The sequence below is a fragment of the Campylobacter sp. CFSAN093227 genome, assembly GCF_012897855.1.
Lineage (GTDB): Bacteria > Campylobacterota > Campylobacteria > Campylobacterales > Campylobacteraceae > Campylobacter_D > Campylobacter_D jejuni.
On record NZ_CP040610.1, the window covers coordinates 1,806,971 to 1,824,459 of the forward strand.

17 protein-coding genes and 4 tRNA genes are annotated in these 17,489 nt (G+C 32.1%); 10 read left to right on the top strand and 11 right to left on the bottom strand.

Going from position 1 to position 17,489, the window contains the following annotated elements:
* Window positions 1-11 precede the first annotated feature (11 nt).
* From FBF06_RS09450 to FBF06_RS09460, 3 genes are read left to right on the top strand one after another with little or no spacing between them, the layout of a single operon-like run.
* On the top strand, window positions 12-548 hold the full coding sequence (locus FBF06_RS09450; RefSeq protein WP_002859707.1) for a purine-nucleoside phosphorylase: 537 nt from the start codon (window positions 12-14) through the stop codon (window positions 546-548).
* Window positions 549-571: 23 nt separating this feature from the next.
* Window positions 572-1,642 carry a 23S rRNA (adenine(2503)-C(2))-methyltransferase RlmN gene (rlmN, locus tag FBF06_RS09455; RefSeq protein WP_032587514.1) on the top strand — a complete coding sequence of 357 codons (1,071 nt, stop codon included), beginning with the start codon at window positions 572-574 and terminating at the stop codon, window positions 1,640-1,642.
* Window positions 1,639-1,737 (top strand): hypothetical protein, encoded by a 99-nt coding sequence (locus tag FBF06_RS09460; protein ID WP_002860136.1) that lies wholly within the window; start codon window positions 1,639-1,641, stop codon window positions 1,735-1,737. The genes rlmN and FBF06_RS09460 overlap by 4 nt, the downstream gene beginning before the upstream one ends.
* 13 nt (window positions 1,738-1,750) lie before the next feature.
* On the opposite strand, the gene FBF06_RS09465 is transcribed toward FBF06_RS09460, so the two are convergent.
* A tRNA-Met gene (locus FBF06_RS09465) sits at window positions 1,751-1,827 on the bottom strand.
* Between the two features lie 135 nt (window positions 1,828-1,962).
* Here FBF06_RS09465 and FBF06_RS09470 point away from each other — a divergent pair.
* From FBF06_RS09470 to FBF06_RS09490, 5 genes are all read left to right on the top strand, one after another.
* Window positions 1,963-2,050 (top strand) — tRNA-Ser (locus FBF06_RS09470).
* A 113-nt stretch (window positions 2,051-2,163) separates the two neighbouring features.
* On the top strand, window positions 2,164-3,120 hold the full coding sequence (locus FBF06_RS09475; protein WP_002884197.1) for a glycosyl transferase family 90: 957 nt from the start codon (window positions 2,164-2,166) through the stop codon (window positions 3,118-3,120).
* A 139-nt stretch (window positions 3,121-3,259) separates the two neighbouring features.
* Window positions 3,260-3,335: transfer RNA gene (locus FBF06_RS09480), tRNA-Ala, on the top strand.
* A 3-nt stretch (window positions 3,336-3,338) separates the two neighbouring features.
* Window positions 3,339-3,414: transfer RNA gene (locus FBF06_RS09485), tRNA-Val, on the top strand.
* Between the two features lie 27 nt (window positions 3,415-3,441).
* Window positions 3,442-3,972, top strand: coding sequence for a GNAT family N-acetyltransferase (locus FBF06_RS09490; RefSeq protein WP_002867511.1), 531 nt, complete (start codon window positions 3,442-3,444; stop codon window positions 3,970-3,972).
* Here the strand turns inward: FBF06_RS09490 and leuD are convergent.
* The 4 genes from leuD to leuA are packed head-to-tail and all read right to left on the bottom strand — an operon-like array spanning window position 3,952 to window position 8,563.
* Window positions 3,952-4,554: a 3-isopropylmalate dehydratase small subunit gene (gene leuD / locus FBF06_RS09495; RefSeq protein WP_002853150.1), complete on the bottom strand. Its 603-nt coding sequence runs from the start codon at window positions 4,552-4,554 to the stop codon at window positions 3,952-3,954. The genes FBF06_RS09490 and leuD overlap by 21 nt on opposite strands.
* 1 nt (window position 4,555) lies before the next feature.
* Complete coding sequence (leuC, locus tag FBF06_RS09500) at window positions 4,556-5,968, bottom strand: 3-isopropylmalate dehydratase large subunit (protein ID WP_074471020.1); 1,413 nt, start codon at window positions 5,966-5,968, stop codon at window positions 4,556-4,558.
* Complete coding sequence (gene leuB / locus FBF06_RS09505; RefSeq protein ID WP_032587517.1) at window positions 5,955-7,031, bottom strand: 3-isopropylmalate dehydrogenase; 1,077 nt, start codon at window positions 7,029-7,031, stop codon at window positions 5,955-5,957. Before leuB ends, leuC begins: the two co-directional genes overlap by 14 nt.
* Entirely contained in the window at window positions 7,028-8,563 is a 1,536-nt protein-coding gene (gene leuA / locus FBF06_RS09510) for a 2-isopropylmalate synthase (RefSeq protein ID WP_032587519.1), read from the bottom strand. Before leuA ends, leuB begins: the two co-directional genes overlap by 4 nt.
* A 319-nt stretch (window positions 8,564-8,882) precedes the next feature.
* On the opposite strand from leuA, the gene FBF06_RS09515 reads away from it, so the two are divergent.
* On the top strand, window positions 8,883-9,512 hold the full coding sequence (locus FBF06_RS09515) for a hypothetical protein (protein ID WP_002853105.1): 630 nt from the start codon (window positions 8,883-8,885) through the stop codon (window positions 9,510-9,512).
* 35 nt (window positions 9,513-9,547) lie between these two features.
* Here FBF06_RS09515 and FBF06_RS09520 read toward each other — a convergent pair whose 3' ends face one another.
* Both FBF06_RS09520 and queF read right to left on the bottom strand, forming a co-directional pair.
* Window positions 9,548-10,192, bottom strand: coding sequence for an outer membrane beta-barrel protein (locus FBF06_RS09520; RefSeq protein WP_002866807.1), 645 nt, complete (start codon window positions 10,190-10,192; stop codon window positions 9,548-9,550).
* Between the two features lie 137 nt (window positions 10,193-10,329).
* The gene (gene queF / locus FBF06_RS09525; RefSeq protein WP_002783530.1) at window positions 10,330-10,713 is read right to left on the bottom strand and encodes a preQ(1) synthase; all 384 of its coding nucleotides are present in this window, start codon (window positions 10,711-10,713) and stop codon (window positions 10,330-10,332) included.
* A 159-nt stretch (window positions 10,714-10,872) separates the two neighbouring features.
* On the opposite strand from queF, the gene FBF06_RS09530 reads away from it, so the two are divergent.
* Window positions 10,873-11,472: an NAD(P)/FAD-dependent oxidoreductase gene (locus tag FBF06_RS09530; RefSeq protein WP_002783528.1), complete on the top strand. Its 600-nt coding sequence runs from the start codon at window positions 10,873-10,875 to the stop codon at window positions 11,470-11,472.
* Between the two features lie 4 nt (window positions 11,473-11,476).
* On the opposite strand, the gene metA is transcribed toward FBF06_RS09530, so the two are convergent.
* The 4 genes from metA to ruvC form a co-directional block, all read right to left on the bottom strand.
* On the bottom strand, window positions 11,477-12,358 hold the full coding sequence (gene metA, locus FBF06_RS09535) for a homoserine O-succinyltransferase (RefSeq protein ID WP_002783526.1): 882 nt from the start codon (window positions 12,356-12,358) through the stop codon (window positions 11,477-11,479).
* A gap of 83 nt (window positions 12,359-12,441) precedes the next feature.
* Window positions 12,442-13,713: an O-acetylhomoserine aminocarboxypropyltransferase/cysteine synthase gene (locus FBF06_RS09540; RefSeq protein ID WP_052798384.1), complete on the bottom strand. Its 1,272-nt coding sequence runs from the start codon at window positions 13,711-13,713 to the stop codon at window positions 12,442-12,444.
* 424 nt (window positions 13,714-14,137) lie between these two features.
* Window positions 14,138-16,708 carry a flagellar hook protein FlgE gene (flgE, locus tag FBF06_RS09545; protein WP_052853407.1) on the bottom strand — a complete coding sequence of 857 codons (2,571 nt, stop codon included), beginning with the start codon at window positions 16,706-16,708 and terminating at the stop codon, window positions 14,138-14,140.
* A 203-nt stretch (window positions 16,709-16,911) separates the two neighbouring features.
* On the bottom strand, window positions 16,912-17,394 hold the full coding sequence (gene ruvC, locus FBF06_RS09550; protein ID WP_010891952.1) for a crossover junction endodeoxyribonuclease RuvC: 483 nt from the start codon (window positions 17,392-17,394) through the stop codon (window positions 16,912-16,914).
* Window positions 17,395-17,489: the final 95 nt, after the last annotated feature.

Genomic DNA, 17,489 nt, shown 5'->3' on the forward strand with positions numbered 1-17,489 from the left:
TAAGGATCAAAATGATTGTTTGTGCGGGTGGAAATGAAAATTTTTCTTTTGCAAAAGCTATAGGCATAGGTTTGGTTGAATCAGCTTTTCATTTGAGTCAACTTTGCTTCAAAGAAAAACCATCAAAACTTATATTTATAGGAACTTGTGGGCTTTATGATAAGGGAGAGATTTTAGAAATTTATAGAAGTTCGCACGCTTTTAATGTAGAATTTTCTAAAATTTCACATGCATTTTATACTCCTGCAAAATATGAAATTTGCTTAGAAAAAGAAAATGTTTCTCGTGAAACAATAAAAATCAATTCTTCAAATTATATTTGTCAAAATTCAAAAGCAGCAAAAGAATTTTCAAAATTAGGTTTTTTTGCAGAAAATATGGAAGCCTTTTCTGTTTTGAGCGTAGCTAAAAATTTAAATATTGATGCAGAGTGTATTTTGTGTGCAACAAATTTTTGCAATGAAAACGCTCACGAAGATTTTATAAAAAATCATCAAAAGGCAAAAGAAAAATTAGAAGAATACTTAAAAAAATATCATTATATTTAAAAATTCAAAAAAGGAAAATAATTTTGAAAGAGCTTGTTAATATTTTAGATTTTTTACCTGAAGAATTAGGAGAAAAAATCAAACCGATGTTTCGTGTGAAACAAATTTATCAATGGATTTATCAAAAATACGCCAATAATTTTTCCGATATGTCAAATTTACCAAAAGATCTACGTTTAGAACTTGCGCAAAATTTTCATTTCTCTCCTGTAAAATGTGTTAAAAATGAGCAAAGTAAAGATGGAAGTATAAAATATCTTTTTGAACTCGTTGATGGTTTAAGGATAGAAAGTGTGCTTTTGCCTATGAAAGAAGAAAAAATAGACGAAGAAGGCAAAAGAATTTCTCATGCGAGATATACTATCTGTGTTTCTTCTCAAGTAGGTTGTAAAAGTGGATGTAGTTTTTGTCTTACTGCCAAGGGTGGTTTGAAAAGAAATTTAAGTGCAGGTGAGATAGTCGGACAAATTTTATGGATCAAAAAACAAAACAATATCCCTTATGAACGCCGTGTAAATATAGTATATATGGGTATGGGCGAGCCTTTGGATAATCTTAAAAATGTTTCTAAAGCGGTAAAAATTTTAGCGCAAAATGAGGGACTTGCTATAAGTCCTCGCCGTCAAACCATCAGTACTAGCGGTTTGGCAAAACAAATCAAAGAATTAGGTCAAATGAACTTAGGTGTTTTACTTGCTATATCATTGCATGCGGTTAATGATGAGCTTCGAACCGAACTTATGCCTATCAATAAAGCTTATAATATCGCTGCGATTATGGATGCGGTGCGTGAATTTCCTATAGATCAAAGAAAAAGAGTGATGTTTGAATATCTTTTAATTGATGGTATCAATGATAAGCTTGAACACGCTAAAGAATTAGTCAAGCTTTTAAATGGCATTAAAGCCAAAGTGAATTTAATACTCTTTAATCCACATGAAGGAAGTTTATATAAACGCCCTAGTTTAGAAAATGCGATTAAATTCCAAGATTTACTAAGTAATAAAGGTGTAACTTGTACTATAAGAGAAAGTAAAGGACTTGATATCTCAGCTGCTTGTGGACAGCTTAAAGAAAGGGCAAAAGAACAATGACGATGTTAGATATTTTCGAAATCATTTTTATAACAACTGTTGTAATTATAGGTTTTGGTGGAATTGTTTTTGTAGTAACAAAAGAAAAAAAATAATTATTACACTTAATGGTGTCAAGGGGGAGACTTGAACTCCCGACCTCCGGCTTATGAGACCAGCGCTCTAACCAGCTGAGCTACCCTGACTAAAAATAAAAATATAATTATACTACTTTTTACTAAAAATTTTCTGATTTTTAAAAAAAATAATTTTATTTTCAATATTTAAAAAATTTCTTTATTTTTAAAGCTTTTATAGATATAATAAACGCTTTATTTCATAGACAGGTGTCCGAGCGGTTGAAGGAGCACGCCTGGAACGCGTGTAAAGTGCAAGCTTTCGAGGGTTCAAATCCCTTCCTGTCTGCCATTCTTATTTTTAATATTTAAAATACTATTGTTTTGTCAAAAGTTATTTTATTGTTTATAAATTCTTAAATTTTTGATAAAATATTAAAAATTTTATTTATTAGGTTTTTTATAATGCTACAATCAAGACTTTTGATGAATTTAAGAGGAATAGGAATATCTTTTATACCAAGATATTTTTTTCAAATAAATTTAGATAAAATTTTTAATGATATTTTAAAATACAATATTAAAGACTTAGAAGAAATACAAACTCGAGTTAAATATTATAATCAAATAAATGAATTTTTTACACCTACAGCAAAGGAAAAAATAGGAAAATTTCCTTTTAAAAGCACCTCTTATGCTTTTGATGCTTATGAAGTCAGTAAATACTTCAAAGATGAATTTTTATGGAATAAAGAATTTGGCGATGTAAGACATACTTTTAAAGAAGCAACTATTTGCAAATCGAGATCTTTGGAAAATAATATAAATAATATTTTATTAAAACTTGATAAAAATAGGCACTTTTGCTTTTTAAAAGATAACATAAACTATGAAAATAAAAAGGATATAGCAATATTTAGAGGAGCAGTATATCAAAATCATCGAAAAGAATTTTTTGATTCTTATTTTGGTAGAACTTTTTGCGATATAGGAGATACTTCAAAACAACCTAGCCAATGGAAAAAAAACTTTTTAAACAAAAAAGAACAAATGAAATATAAATTTATAATTTCTTTAGAGGGTAACGATGTAGCAAGCAACTTAAAATGGGCTATGAATTCTAATTCTTTAGTTTTAGCTCCAAAAATAACTTGCGAAACTTGGTTTATGGAAGGAACTTTAAAACCAAATTATCACTTTGCTTTGATTGATAATGAGAATTTGTCAGCAGTAATTGAATATTTTAAAAGTCGCCCAAAAGATGCATTGGAAATTATTAATAATGCTCATCAATATATTAAGAAATTTTTAGATAAGAAAAAAGAATTCCATATAGGAATTTTGGTTTTGACCAAATATTTTTATTATTCTAGACAGCTTGAACTTAACAAAAAAAGAGATATTTTAGAATTAATCAAATAGTAAAATTACTCTCATTAATTCTCTAATTTTTCATAAAAAATAAATCTTTTTATACATATATTACATCATAAATTAAAAATTTGATTTTAGTTTTCAGCCAAAAACAAGTAATATTGCGATAAAATCTCAGACTTATAAAGGGGCATTAGCTCAGCTGGGAGAGCACAACGCTGGCAGCGTTGGGGTCAGCGGTTCGAACCCGCTATGCTCCACCATATGGTTCCGTAGCTCAGCTGGTAGAGCACTACCTTGACATGGTAGTGGCCGTTGGTTCAAGTCCAATCGGAGCCACCATCACCCTTCCTTATACAAAGGATTATCATGCAAAACACTATCATACAAAAAGCCGTCAATAAAGATTTAAATTCTATACTTGAAATCACAAAAGATGCTTTAAATGCTATGAAAGCTATGAATTTTCACCAATGGGATGAGAATTATCCCAATGAAATAGTTTTTCAAGAAGATATACAAGCACAAGAACTTTATGTGTTTAAAGAAAATGATGAAATTTTAGGCTTTATCTGTATCAATGAAAAATTTGAACCTGAATTTTACAAACAAGTTATTTTTAACAAAAATTATGATGATAAAGCCTTTTATCTACACCGTTTAGCTGTCAAACAAAATGCAAAAGGCAAAGGCGTGGCACAAAAACTTTTAAATTTTTGCGAAAATTTTGCCTTGGAAAATCACAAGGCAAGTTTAAGAGCAGATACTCATAGTAAAAATTTTCCTATGAATTCGCTTTTTAAAAAGCTTGATTTTAATTTTTGTGGAAACTTTGACATACCTAATTACCAAGATCCTTTTTTAGCTTATGAAAAAATTCTAAACCAAAAAGCTTTTTGAGTTTTTTTCATAGGCTTTGATTTGTGCTTCATGTTTTAAAGTTAAAGCTATATTATCAAGTCCTTCCAAAAGACAAATTCTGTGAAAATCATCTAAATCAAAAGAAAAAATCTTATCTTTAAAAAATACTCTTTTTTCCAACAAAGAAATTTCTATATTTTTATCTTGGGATTTTTTTAACTCATCAACTATTTCCAAAACCTCATCTTTAGCAAGTTCTATAGTGAGCAAACCGTTTCCTAAGGCATTGTTTTTAAAAATATCCGCAAAAGAAGGTGCGATAATAGCTCTAATACCATAATCAACCAAAGCCCAAGGCGCATGCTCTCTTGAAGAGCCACTACCAAAATTTTCAAAACTCACCAAAATAGAGCTATTTTGATATTCTTTTTTATTGAGATTAAAATCCATATTTAAAACACTTTCTTTATCATCTAAATAACGCAAATCATGGAACAAATGCTTGCCAAAACCTTGCTTAGACACTGCAAGTAAAAATTGCTTAGGTATAATTTGATCTGTGTCTATATTGGCATATTCTAAAGGACAAGCTATACCTTTGTGTATAATAAATTTTTGCATATTAAACTCCTAAATACTTTCTATTATCACAAATAACACCTTCTATGGCACAAGCTGCTGCACTTGCAGGACTCATCAAATGAGTGATAGAACCTTTGCCTTGTCTGCCTACAAAGTTACGATTTGAAGTTGAAGCAACTCTTTGACCTGAATTTGCTTTGTCATCATTCATACCAAGACACATAGAACACCCTGCATATCTCCACTCACACCCTGCCTCGATAAAAATCTTATCAAGTCCTAAATTTTCAGCTTCTTTTCTTACTTGCATTGAACCAGGCACAATTAAAGCTTTAACATTTTTATGAATTTTGCGCCCTTTTAAGATATCAGCGGCTATTTTAAGATCTTCTAAACGCCCATTTGTGCAAGATCCTATAAATACAATGTCGATTTTTACCCCTTCTATAACTTGATCTTGCTCTAAATTTACATAATATAAAGCATCAAACAAAGATTTTTGCTCGCTTTGATTTTTAAAATCACTTATTTTTGGAATTTTTTCATCTATGCCAATCACTTGCGAAGGATTTGTTCCATAGCTAATTTGTGGTTTTATCTTGCTTACATCTAGAGTAATACTCTCATCATATTTTGCTCCTTCATCACTTCTTAAACTCTTCCAATACTCACAATACTTTTGAAATTCTTCTCCTTTAGGTGCAAATTCCTTTCCCTTAATATACTCAAAAGTGATCTCATCAGGAGCTATCATACCTACTTTCGCTCCAAATTCTATAGCCATATTACAAAGAGTCATTCTAGCTTCCATACTTAGATTTCTTATAAGTTCTCCGCAAAATTCTATAGCATAGCCTGTGCCTTTTGCTGTGCCGTATTGTGCGATCAAATACAAAATCAAATCCTTAGCATAAACGCCTTTTTGAAACTGCCCTTTACATTCGATTTTCATAGTTTTAAGTTTGGCTTGTTTTAAAGTTTGCGTTGCCATGACATGCTCTACTTCACTCGTGCCTATACCAAAGGCTAAAGCTCCAAAAGCCCCATGTGTTGCCGTATGAGAATCCCCACAAACTAAAGTAACCCCAGGTAAAGTAAAGCCAAGCTCAGGACCTACTATATGAACTATGCCTTGATTTTTATCTCCAAGTCCTAAAAGCCTTACTCCAAATTCCTTAGTATTTTGCATCAAAGTTGTAATTTGCTCTTTTGCCATATCAGAACAAGCATTTAAATCCACGCTTTTAGTTGAAACATCATGATCTATGGTAGCCAAAGTTAAATCCGCTCTTGCCATTCTACGCTTAGCCATTTTAAGCCCTGAAAATGCTTGAGGGCTTGTTACTTCATGGATTAAATGTCTATCGATATAAAGTATAGGAAGTTCGTTTTTGCCTTCATAAACCACATGAGCATCAAAGACTTTCTCATATAAAGTTTTAGCCATTATTATTCTCCTTTAAAATTTCTAAAATACAATCCCCCATTTCATCGGTATTTAAATACGACTTAGCATTTAAATCCTTAGTCATTTTTCCTTGTGCCAATGCTAAAGATATAGCATTTTCTATATCCTGTGCGGCTTGTTCTTCTTTGAAACTATACTTTAACATCAAAGCCGCACTTAAAATTTGAGCTATGGGATTAGCTATATTTAAATGAGCTATATCAGGCGCACTTCCACCTGCTGGCTCATAAAGTCCAAAACCTTTATCGTTTAAACTTGCTGAACTTAACAAACCCAAAGATCCATTAATGGCAGCTAACTCATCACTCAAAATATCACCAAAAAGATTTGAACAAAGCATAACATCAAAAATGCTAGGATTTTTTACAATCTGCATCGCAGCATTATCCACATACATGTACTCTAAGTTTATATCTTGATAATCTTTTGCAACATTTGCCACCACTTCTCGCCACAAAATAGAACTTGCTAAAACATTCGCCTTGTCGATTAAATGCACTTTTTTCTTTCTTATTCTTGCACTTTCAAAAGCGATATGAGTTATCCTTTCTATCTCTTTTTTAGTGTAAATTTCAGTATCATACGCACTTTCTTTGCCTAAATCTTGCTTACCAAAATAAATCCCACCTGTAAGCTCTCTAACACATAAAATATCCACTCCTTTTTGGATAATCTCATTTTTTAAAGGTGAAGCATGAGTTAAACTTTCATAAATTTTACAAGGACGCAAATTTGCAAACAAATTAAAATGCTTTCTTAAAGGCAAAAGCGAGGTTCTTTCAGGTCTTTGATCTATGGGTAAATTATCCCACTTAGGCCCACCCACAGAGCCAAATAAAATCGCATCACTTTGCTCACAAAGCTTTAAAGTTTCATCACTTAAAGCCACTCCATAAGCATCTATACTTGCACCGCCTATTTTAGCTTCATTAAATTCAAAACTAAAATTGTATTTTTGTGAGATAAAAGTTAAAATTTTTAAAGCTTCTTTCATCACCAAAGGCCCTATGCCATCTCCTGCTAAAACAGCTACTTTATAAGTTTTCATGCCATTTTCCTTTCTTCTACTTTTAAAGAGCGATAAATCGCATTGTAAGCACTCACAAAAGCTTGTGCTGAAGCTTCTATAACATCTGTTGAAAGTCCTTTTCCATGGAATTTTCTCCCTTTAAATTCCAAATCCACATCCACTTGCCCTTGAGCATCTACTCCTGAACTTTTTGCATTGATACTATAAGCTTTTAACACAGGCTTTAAATTTGTTATCCTAGCAATGCAGTTAAAAACTGCTTCAACAGGACCATTTCCTGTGCAAGCTTCAGTTTTTAGCTCTTCTTTGATACGCATACAAACACAAGCGGTTGGGATATTGCCACTAATCACGCTTAATTTTTCAAGTATAAATTCATTTTCTTCTTCATTTTCATAGCTTAAAAACATCAAAGCTTCCAAATCATAATCATATACTTGACCCTTTTTATCCGCAAGGCGTAAAAAACGCTCATAAACATCATCTAAATTATAAGTATTTTCATCATAGCCTAAATTTTCAAGGCAAGTTTTTATCATAGCCCTTCCACTTCTTGCCGTCATTAACATACGATTGTCATGAATTCCTATGGCACTAGGGCTTATGATCTCGTAAGTTTGCCTATTTTTAAGCACTCCATCTTGATGAATGCCTGAACTATGAGAAAACGCATTGCTACCCACTATAGCTTTATGCGAAGGTATGCTTTCATTAGTGATAGCTGAAACTAATTTTGAAGTTTTAAAGATATTTTCACATTTAATATCAGTATAAAAACCTTTTAAATAATCTTTCCTAGTTTTTATCGCCATAACCACTTCTTCTAAAGCACAATTGCCCGCCCTTTCGCCAAGTCCATTTATAGTGCACTCTATCTGTCTTGCACCTTGTAAAATAGCACTTAAGCTATTGCCCGTTGCCATACCTAAGTCATTGTGACAATGCACAGAAATGATAGCTTTGTCTATATTTGGCACTTTGTTAAATAAAATTTTGATGATATTAGCAAATTCACTTGGCAAGGTATAGCCTACGGTATCTGGGATATTTATAGTTTTAGCGCCTGCTTTTATCGCATTTTCCACCATAAAACAAAGATTATCTATCGGAGTTCTTCCTGCATCTTCGCATGAGAATTCTACATCATCAGTATAAGATCTTGCTCTTATAATCGCTCTTTTTGCCATAGACAAAATTTCATCAAAATCTTTTTTTAATTTATCTTGCATATGCAAAGTCGAAGTGGCTATAAAAGTATGAATTCTAAAATGCTTTGCCACTTTTAAAGCTTCATAAGCCATATCTATATCTTTATCCAATGCTCTAGAAAGTGCACAAATAGTTGAGTTTTTAACCTTAGAAGCGATCTTTTGCACCGCTTTAAAATCCCCTTGTGAAGATACCGGAAAACCTGCTTCTATAACGTCTACGCCTAAATTTTCAAGCGCTAAAGCGATTTGTAATTTTTGATTGATACCCAAAGAACTGCCTAAAGCTTGTTCTCCATCACGCAAAGTGGTATCAAAGATTATGATTTTATTATCTTTCATGATTTAATCCTTTAAAACCAAACAGACTGAATGAATTAAAAATTCAAAAACTTAACAACAATGATAAAAAATTAAAAATGTAAAAAATGATTAAAAATAAAATTGAGTTTTAGAGTGAGAGTTGCAGTAGCAGATTAAAAGTATTGTCTTTACTTTTTTGTTGGACTGAATTTGAAATTTCAAAAATTTGTTTCATCTTTTCCTCCTTTGTTAAAATTAATACTTAATGTATCATATTTTTAGTAAATGTGTTTGTAAAATTCTTAAATTAAGAAAATTATTGATATAATTGTAATTTTAAGTAACAAAAAGGAAGTTGATGTTAAAAGAACTCTTAGAGATTAAAAAAGAAATGGAACCTGTTATCCACGAAGCCAATGTGAAATTAAATGTCCTAGCTCGTGAAGTCATAGTCCGAAAAAAAGAATACGAAATTTATGGGCCTATGGTAGATCGTGTTTATCTTGATAATGCCATTTATGTTAAAGTTATGTCAAGTGGACGCGATGTAAAAACAGACAATGTGACTATAAAAAATGGTTTTTATATGGTTTTTGTTGCCCCTGAAAAAGAAAGTACAAAAGATATCAAAAATAAACTCAAAGTAGCTTATGAAGGACTTGATAACAAATTTATCGCTACACTTATACGATCTTGCCAACGCTTTAAAGAGATCATAAACAAAACCCAAGCTACACTTGCTAAAGCTTCTAAAATGAATGTGGTAGTAAAAACGAATTTAGGTGAAGCAAGTGCTGCTCTAAAATTTAACATCACTATAGAATATACTAAAGAGAATCAAAAACTCACTCGTGAAAATTCAAAATCAGCAGGAAGTTTCAGAGATACTAAAACTTATATCAATCTTGTAGTAGAAAAAAATACAGATTCTCAAATTTGTGAAAAACTACTTGATGATGTTGAAAAATACTTTATCGGTGGAGGTTGATTTCATTAATGCAAGTTATAAAAACTTGCATTAGATTAAAATTTATAATTATATCCTAAATATACACCATAATTTGTTTGTTTAGGATCGTAAAAGTTTGAACCCACTTTATTTTGATAAAAATTTCTAGAATTATAATGAATTTGCTCTGCTTTAAAGCCTAATTCTATTTCATTATGTGGTGTCAAATCATATAAAGCACCTATTTTCGCTCCATAAAAATAACCGTCAAAATTTTGCGATAAAGATAAAAAGCTTGTTTTTAAGGTAAGATCTGTTCTTGCATATCCTCCATACACACCTAAAACAGCTCTGGTTTTTTCAAAAAGCTTAGGAGTAAAATCATAACCTGTTAAAAATTTATGTGTAGTAAAATCACCTTCGATTTGAATTTTAGGAGTTTTGATAAAATCACTAAATTCATCAGAATAATTATAACCAGCATAAATTCTATGATTTTCATTTAAACGATATCCAAGTTTTAGACCAAACGATGGTATATTACCTGAAATATCTCCATTAAAATTTTGCTTTGTATTCTTATGTTTTAACTCACTTTTTACTTGAGCATGCATCCAAGCTGCATCAGCACCTATAAAAAAACCAGAATTCTCATCTGCTAAAGCCAAATTTGAAAACAAAGTAGCACTTGCGATAATGCTTAATAATTTTTTATTCATAACCTAACTCCTTATAATAAAATTCGATCTAAAAAATTTAGATCTTTTTATATTATATATTCTTCAAAGATTAAATAAGAATTTTTTATAAAATACTTAATCTTTACATAAAAATATGTTAATATTTTACTTAAATATTATTTTGGCACTACCATATCGCTACGACATTCTATCACCGTATGCACATTTCCACGCGGGTTAAAATCCCCCACAACTTTAATCCATTTTGGTTTTAATTTATCTTTTAAAGTATTATAAATTTCATTGATACTTGCTTCATGTGAAACATTTCTATACATAAAAGTATTGATATAAAGTTTTATCGCCTTAAGCTCAACCACAAATTTATTAGGCATATACTCAAGATAAATCGTCGCAAAGTCAGGATAACCCGAACGCGGACAACAACACATAAATTCAGGCAAAGTGATTTTAATGATATAGTCATTTTTGGCATCATTTGGCCAAATTTCCATATTTTCTACATCAAATTCTTTGATTTCTTTTTCACCATAACGCATGAGCTTTCCTTATTGAAAATTTTTAGAAAATTATATAAAAAATTACTTTTAGAGCAATTGAAAAATAAACATTTTTAGCAAATTGCATAAAAAAGACAAATATTATATTAAATAAAGCTTTTTATACTAGAATAAGGCAAATCTTTCAAAAGGAAAAAAATGAGAAAATCAATTGCAATTATAGGCGGTAGCATCGCAGGACTTAGCGCGGCTTTATTTTTCGCTTCAGCTAAAAATGAAGAACTTGACTTTGATATCACTGTTTTTGATGAGGGTAAAGCAGATTTAAAAGCAGCAGCAATTTACAATGTTCCTTTTTTCCCAAAAGGTGCAAAAGCAGATGAAATTTACACTCACATAAAAGCACAAATTGCTTCTATGCTCGAAGTAAAATACATCGATTCAAAAGTAGTAAGCATAAGCGGAGAAAAAGGAGATTTTACTGTTAATGATGAGCAAGGCTTGGGTATAAAAGCAGATTATATCATCGTAGCAACAGGGGCAAACAAAAGCGATATCAAAGAACTTGAAGATTTTGTAATACCGCATGAGCTTATACCAAAACCAAACAAATTTTGCTTCAAACATCACGGGAGACAGATTATCAAAGAAGGAATTTACGCAGCAGGACTTGCTTCAGGTGTTACGACTATGGTAGCTTGCGCGATGGGAAGTGCCAATGAAGCAGCTTGCGCGATTTTAAGCGATATCAAAGGTGCAGTAAGCGTATATCACGATACACCTACTACAAGAGTTTAAATCATCAAAGCACAAAAGGTGTGCTTTGATACACATCATAATTGAGCCAATTTGCAAAAATGGTATTTGCATTTGAACGCCAATTGTATTTTATATTGCCCTTTTTATCATAATAATTTTTAGCTTTTTGTATGAAATTATCTCTTACATATTCTTGATGTAAAGTCTCTTTAAAATATTCCAAATGCCCTAAAATAAAAATATTCTTTTCATCTCTTAATAAAGCCGAACCGATTTTTTTATTTCTAAGCAAAATTTTTAATTTCCCTTGTTTTTGTAGCGCTAAAATTTGCTCTTCATCCATGCTAGAATGTCTTGAATGAGGCATTAAAACCTTTTCATCTAAATTTGTTAAAAGCAGATCAGGCGAAACTTTATCATGCTTATAGACTCCAAAAATTTTCTTATCTAAAGAGATTTTATCCACACCATAAAAGTATTTTAAAGCAGCCATGGCACCCCAACAAATATACATAGAACTTGTTACATTTTGCTTTAAAAAATCAAAAATTTCTAGCAATTCTTCCCAGTAAGCAACCTTTTCAAAATCCATTTGTTCCACAGGAGCTCCCGTAACGATAGCACCGTCAAATTTATGTTTTTTAACCTCTTCAAGACCCTTATAAAATTTTTCCAAATGAGTAAAAGGAGTATTTTTACCCACATAGCTAGTCGTGGCTAAAAGTGTGATATTTACTTGCAAAGGAGAATTTGCAAGTAAGCTTAGAATTTGATTTTCTGTTTCAATTTTTTTTGGCATAAGATTGACAATCAAAATTTCTTGCGGCCTGATATCTTGATGCTTTGCTCTCCTTAATCCCATGATAAAAGCATGCTCTTTTAAAAGCTCATAAGCGGGTATATTTTCTGGAATAATCAGTGGCATTTTTTCTCCTTTATTTAATAAACCTTATTTATGATAAAGCATGGTGGAATTTTTATCTCATTCCACTCAATGCAAACACACTTTTAACTTTCTATAGCTTGTTTTAAATCCGCTATCAAATCATCGCTATTTTCAAGTCCTATGCTTAAGCGTATAGTAGCTTTCGTAATGCCTGCTTTTTGGAGTTCTTCTTCGCTTAGTTGCGAATGAGTAGTAGAAGCAGGATGGATGATCAAAGACTTGCTATCACCCAAATTTGCAGCAAGTAAGAAAAGTTGAGTTTTATCACAAATTCTTCTAGCATGCTCATAATCTTTAGCTTCAAAGCTTAAAAGCCCGCTAGCAAAATTTTTATCAAAATATTTTTTAAATAAATTATGATAAGCATTACTTGCTAAAGTAGGATAATTTACGCCCTTGATATCAGGATGAGAATTTAAAAAATTCGCAACTTTTTCAGCATTTTGACTGTGTTTTTCTATACGCACTGCCAAGGTTTCAAGTCCTTGTAAAAGTAACCAAGCATTTTGAGGTGCTAAGCTAGCTCCTAGATCTCTAAGCCAAGTGATGATGACTCTAATACTAAAAATCGGCAAATCAAGTGTATTTAAATTCAGTCCATGATAACTTGGATCAGGAGTGTTAAAAGCTTTATATCTATCGTTATTTTTAAGCAAGTCGTTTAAATCTTTTCTTTCTATAAGTGCTCCACCCAAAGCAGTGCCTTGACCGCTTACATATTTACTTAAACTATGCACGATTACATCCACGCCATGTTTAAAAGGTTGGAGTAAGAAAGGAGTAGCAACGGTATTATCACAAATGCTAACGATTTTATGTTTTTTTGCTATTTGGCTTATTTTTTCTATATCAGCTATGGCAATTTGAGGATTTGAAAGACTTTCGAAAAAAATCGCTTTTGTGTTTTGATCTATAACTTTTTCCAAGCTATCTAAATCATCGATATCAAATTCCCTAGCTTCTATGCCAAAATTTTTAAGTGTGTGAGAAATTAAAGTTTGAGTCCCACCATAAATTTTGTTCGAATACGCGACATTATCTCCCGAACTTGCTAAATTGATAAGAGCATAAAAACAAGCTGCCATACCGCTAGCAACAGGAATTCCAAAAGCCCCTCCTTCGACATTAGCAAGTCTTTGTCCTAAAACATCGCTTGTAGGATTGCTAAGTCTTGAGTAAATATTGCCAAGTTCTTGAAGATTAAACCTTGCTGCAGCTTGATCCAAATTTTCAAAATTATACGCAGTGTTTTGATATATAGGCACACTAATACTTCTTTGAGTATCAAAATTATAAGCTCCGTGTAATGCTAAAGTTTCTTTATTGAAATTCATTTTTTATCCTTATTGTATCAATGAAAAAATGTTAAAAAGCTTTTTATCGGCTTTAAACTAGGCTATTTGAAAATGTAAATTTATAGAATATGAGTATATACGAGTAGATTAAGCGTGCCAAGCACGCATACAGAAAGAAGAAAGCATTAAGTTAAAACTAATATAAGACATTTTTTCTCCTTTCTAAAAAATTATTGATTATTCTATCTTTAAAAAATAAAATTAAAATTAAATTTTAAAAAATTTATATCACATTGCTTAAAATTTTATTGCAACTCACCCCTAGCAAGAGTGAGTTAGCAATAAATTGAAGGCAGTTCAAGCCTAAGCCTAGTATTACAAGACTACCAAGATAGGCTTGTAAAGCAAGGCTTGCTCCCTTAAGGGAGCAAAAAACAATATTTTATAGAATACTAAGCTTAAATTATTGTTTAAGCTGGATTAGAGTTTGAAGCATTTGATCACTCGTTGAAATGGTTTTTGAATTTGCTTGATAACCTCTTTGAATGATAATAAGCTCTGTTAAAGAACGACTTAAATCCACATTTGACATTTCAAGAGCTGAGGTTTTCATTTCACCACGACCTCCTGTTCCTGCTTCACCTACTACGATATTACCACTATTTGCAGTGACTTTAAAAAGATTTCCACCAATTTCCTCAAGACCTGAGTTATTTGCCACTGAAGCCATTGCTATTTTTGCTACAGCAAAGGTTTTGCCATTAGTAAATTCACCTAAGATATTACCTTTGTCATCCACACGGATAGCATCAGGTTTTAAGTTACCTGAAGTATAACCATCAGTTGCCTGTCCTGTTAGAGTTGAAGCAGAATTTGAGCTTACAAGGCCGTCATTGCTTCCACTTGTTCCAAAGGAAAGTTTGATTTGTTGATTTGGTGCGGCACCATTATTTGGTGAAAAATTTATCGTTCTTGGATTATAATTTGACAAAGATCCATCATTATTAAATCTTGCTGTTCCTACGATGATATTGTTTGGTCCTTCGCCTGTAGTGTTAATCTCTGCAGGTTCGGGTACACGGATGATCATTTGCCATTCATTACCCCCATCTTGAGTGGTGCTTTGCTTAACAAACTGCACTTCTAAAGTGTGTTTTGAACCTAAAGAATCATAAATTTCAAGTCCTGCTGAAAAAGCAGAAAGTTTTAGAAGTTCACTTTGCTTAACCTGATTGCCTGCAGGGAAAGAACCATCAAGTCCTTTAAAGATTTTAGTAAAAGCATCATTAGTACTTACTGTTCCTCTTTCATCTGTATAAGCAGTGATATTGAAATTCATATTATGAGGGCCAAAAGTCAATGGTCCTTGACCACCTGTAACAAGTGTTGGACTATTTGAAGTTTCATTAACATTTGTAAGAGAAAAAGCTCCTGAAGAATTTACTACAACTTTAACATTTTCATTGACATCTGCTGCAGCAAAAGTTCCGCTTCCATCATAATCAACCCCATATCTAGCATCTCTTTGTAAAAGCTCTCTTAAATCTTCAGTAGTGTGAAAAGTCCTTATATTAGTATTTAATAAAGAACCATTCATTACTGCATTATAATAATTTTGCGAACCTATAGTAGCAGTATCTGTACCATTCCAAGTAGGTCCACCACCACCTTGTGTACCAGGTATATAAGCAAAACCTCCATCGGGATTATACATAGGAGGAAGAGTTTGAGGCGAAGAACTATAGATATATTTATGCGCTGTTATTATTTGAGCACTTCTACCACCTGTTAAATTATTTGCTGTTCCAGCTTGACCACCTGTAGCTGTCCATAAAGAAGCATTATTTTGTTGTATTGGAGTATATTGATTGAATGTATTTGTTGCAGCATCCCAAGTAGCTGTCCAAGCTTCACCTGCTGTATTGGTAGCATTAACTACAAGATTAATATTTTTCATATTATCTGTAGTACCATCAGCATTATCATTGACAAAATCTATACCCGAGCCATCTGCATTTTTAACCGCTCTTACTCCTGTTCCCTGTCTTGCATCCGTTGGTGCGGTAAAGGTATTGATATAAGCGATAGCCTCATCTATACTGCCTATAGTATCATTTTGAATAGTAACTCCATTAATCACTATATCTAATCTTGTCTTTTGATTACCATTGCCCCAAAAAGCAGCGGTTTGAGTTTGATGTAAATTTGGATCAAAAGCATTGACTCCAAGTTGATTCGTAGAATATTTAGCATCCGCATAAGATACCCAAATCCCTTGCCCATCTCTTAAATTTAAACCCTGTCCATTAGCATTAAAAAGTGATCCTGCATCCACACCCTTTTCCGTCACTTCTACAGCATTTTTAGAAGTCGTATAAAACTGAGTAGTTCCTGTATCATTTTCATCTTTAGTTTCACCTGTTTTTTGATTAAAACCATGCACAGAATCAAGAGAATACAAAGGACGACTTGCTGTTCCTATATTTAAACCACTATTTAAATTCGCTTTGATGGCTACTTCTGTGGATTTTGCTGCAGGGATATGCATACCGGGATCGATAAAAATATTTTGCGGAGTTCTTGAGCTATCTATACTTTGAGTATCCCAGTTGATATTCCACCCTTGGACAACAAAACCTGCATTATTAACAAAATTTCCATAAGCATCGAGTTTAAAATCCCCGCTCCTTGTAAGATAGTTTGTAAGACCACCATCATCACTCACCATAAAAAAACCATCACCATTTATAGCAACATCAGTGTTTTTATCTGTGGTTTGAACTGAACCTTGAGAATGAATTCTAGTTGTAGAACTTACTGAAACACCAAGACCGATTTGAAGTGGATTAGATCCGCCTCTTCCATCAGTTGGAGCTGTAGCGATTTTCACAGTTTGGCTAAACATAGTCCCAAAATCTGCACGAGAGTATTTAAAACCAGTGGTATTAACATTTGAAATGTTATTACCTTCAACATCCATCGCAACTTGATGTGCTTGTAGTCCGCTTACGCCAGACCAAAGTGATCTCATCATCTTAAATCCTTTATAAAATATTGCTTTAAAAAATTTAACGCTTTGGCTTTAAAAAACTTTTGCGTTTATGTGAAGTTTATAAGCAAGTTCTGTTCCAACTTTTGAAATTTTTTATGAATTTTTTAAAAATTTATAGAAAAAATTTAAAGGTATTTTGGGAGTTTATGAAGCTTTGGGCTTTTGTGTAATAAAAATTACTAAAATCACACCCTAACTCTTAAATTTGCCGCATGGGTTAAAGCTACTGCAATAGCATCTGTGATATCCAAAGGCTTGATATCTTTACTAAGTCCTAAAAGCCTTTTTACCATAAAAGCAACTTGTTCTTTAGTTGCTTTGGCTTTTCCTGTAACGGCTTTTTTTACTTGTAAGGGAGTGTATTCTGCAAAATCTCCATGAATTTGAAGAATTTTTAAAGATAGGGCTCCGCGAAATTGTGCGAGTTTTAAAACGGTTTTTGGATTGTAAGCAAAAAAGATATCTTCTATAGCCACCTCATCAAAAGAATGATTTTTAAAAATCAAGTCCAAACCCTCGCAAAGCTCTGTGATTTGATACTGTAAGGTACTTGGCTTTATCTTTATAAGTCCTGCTTCTATGAGAATGTTTTTTCCTTTGTCAGCTTCTATGATAGCATAACCGCAATTTCTTGAACCTGGATCTATACCTAAAATTTTCAAATTCATACCTTTTGAAAAATAAAATACAAAAGCGGATTTTAACCTTTTTTTATGAAATTTAAGATAAAATTTATACATTATGCAAAATTTAAAGAGAGATT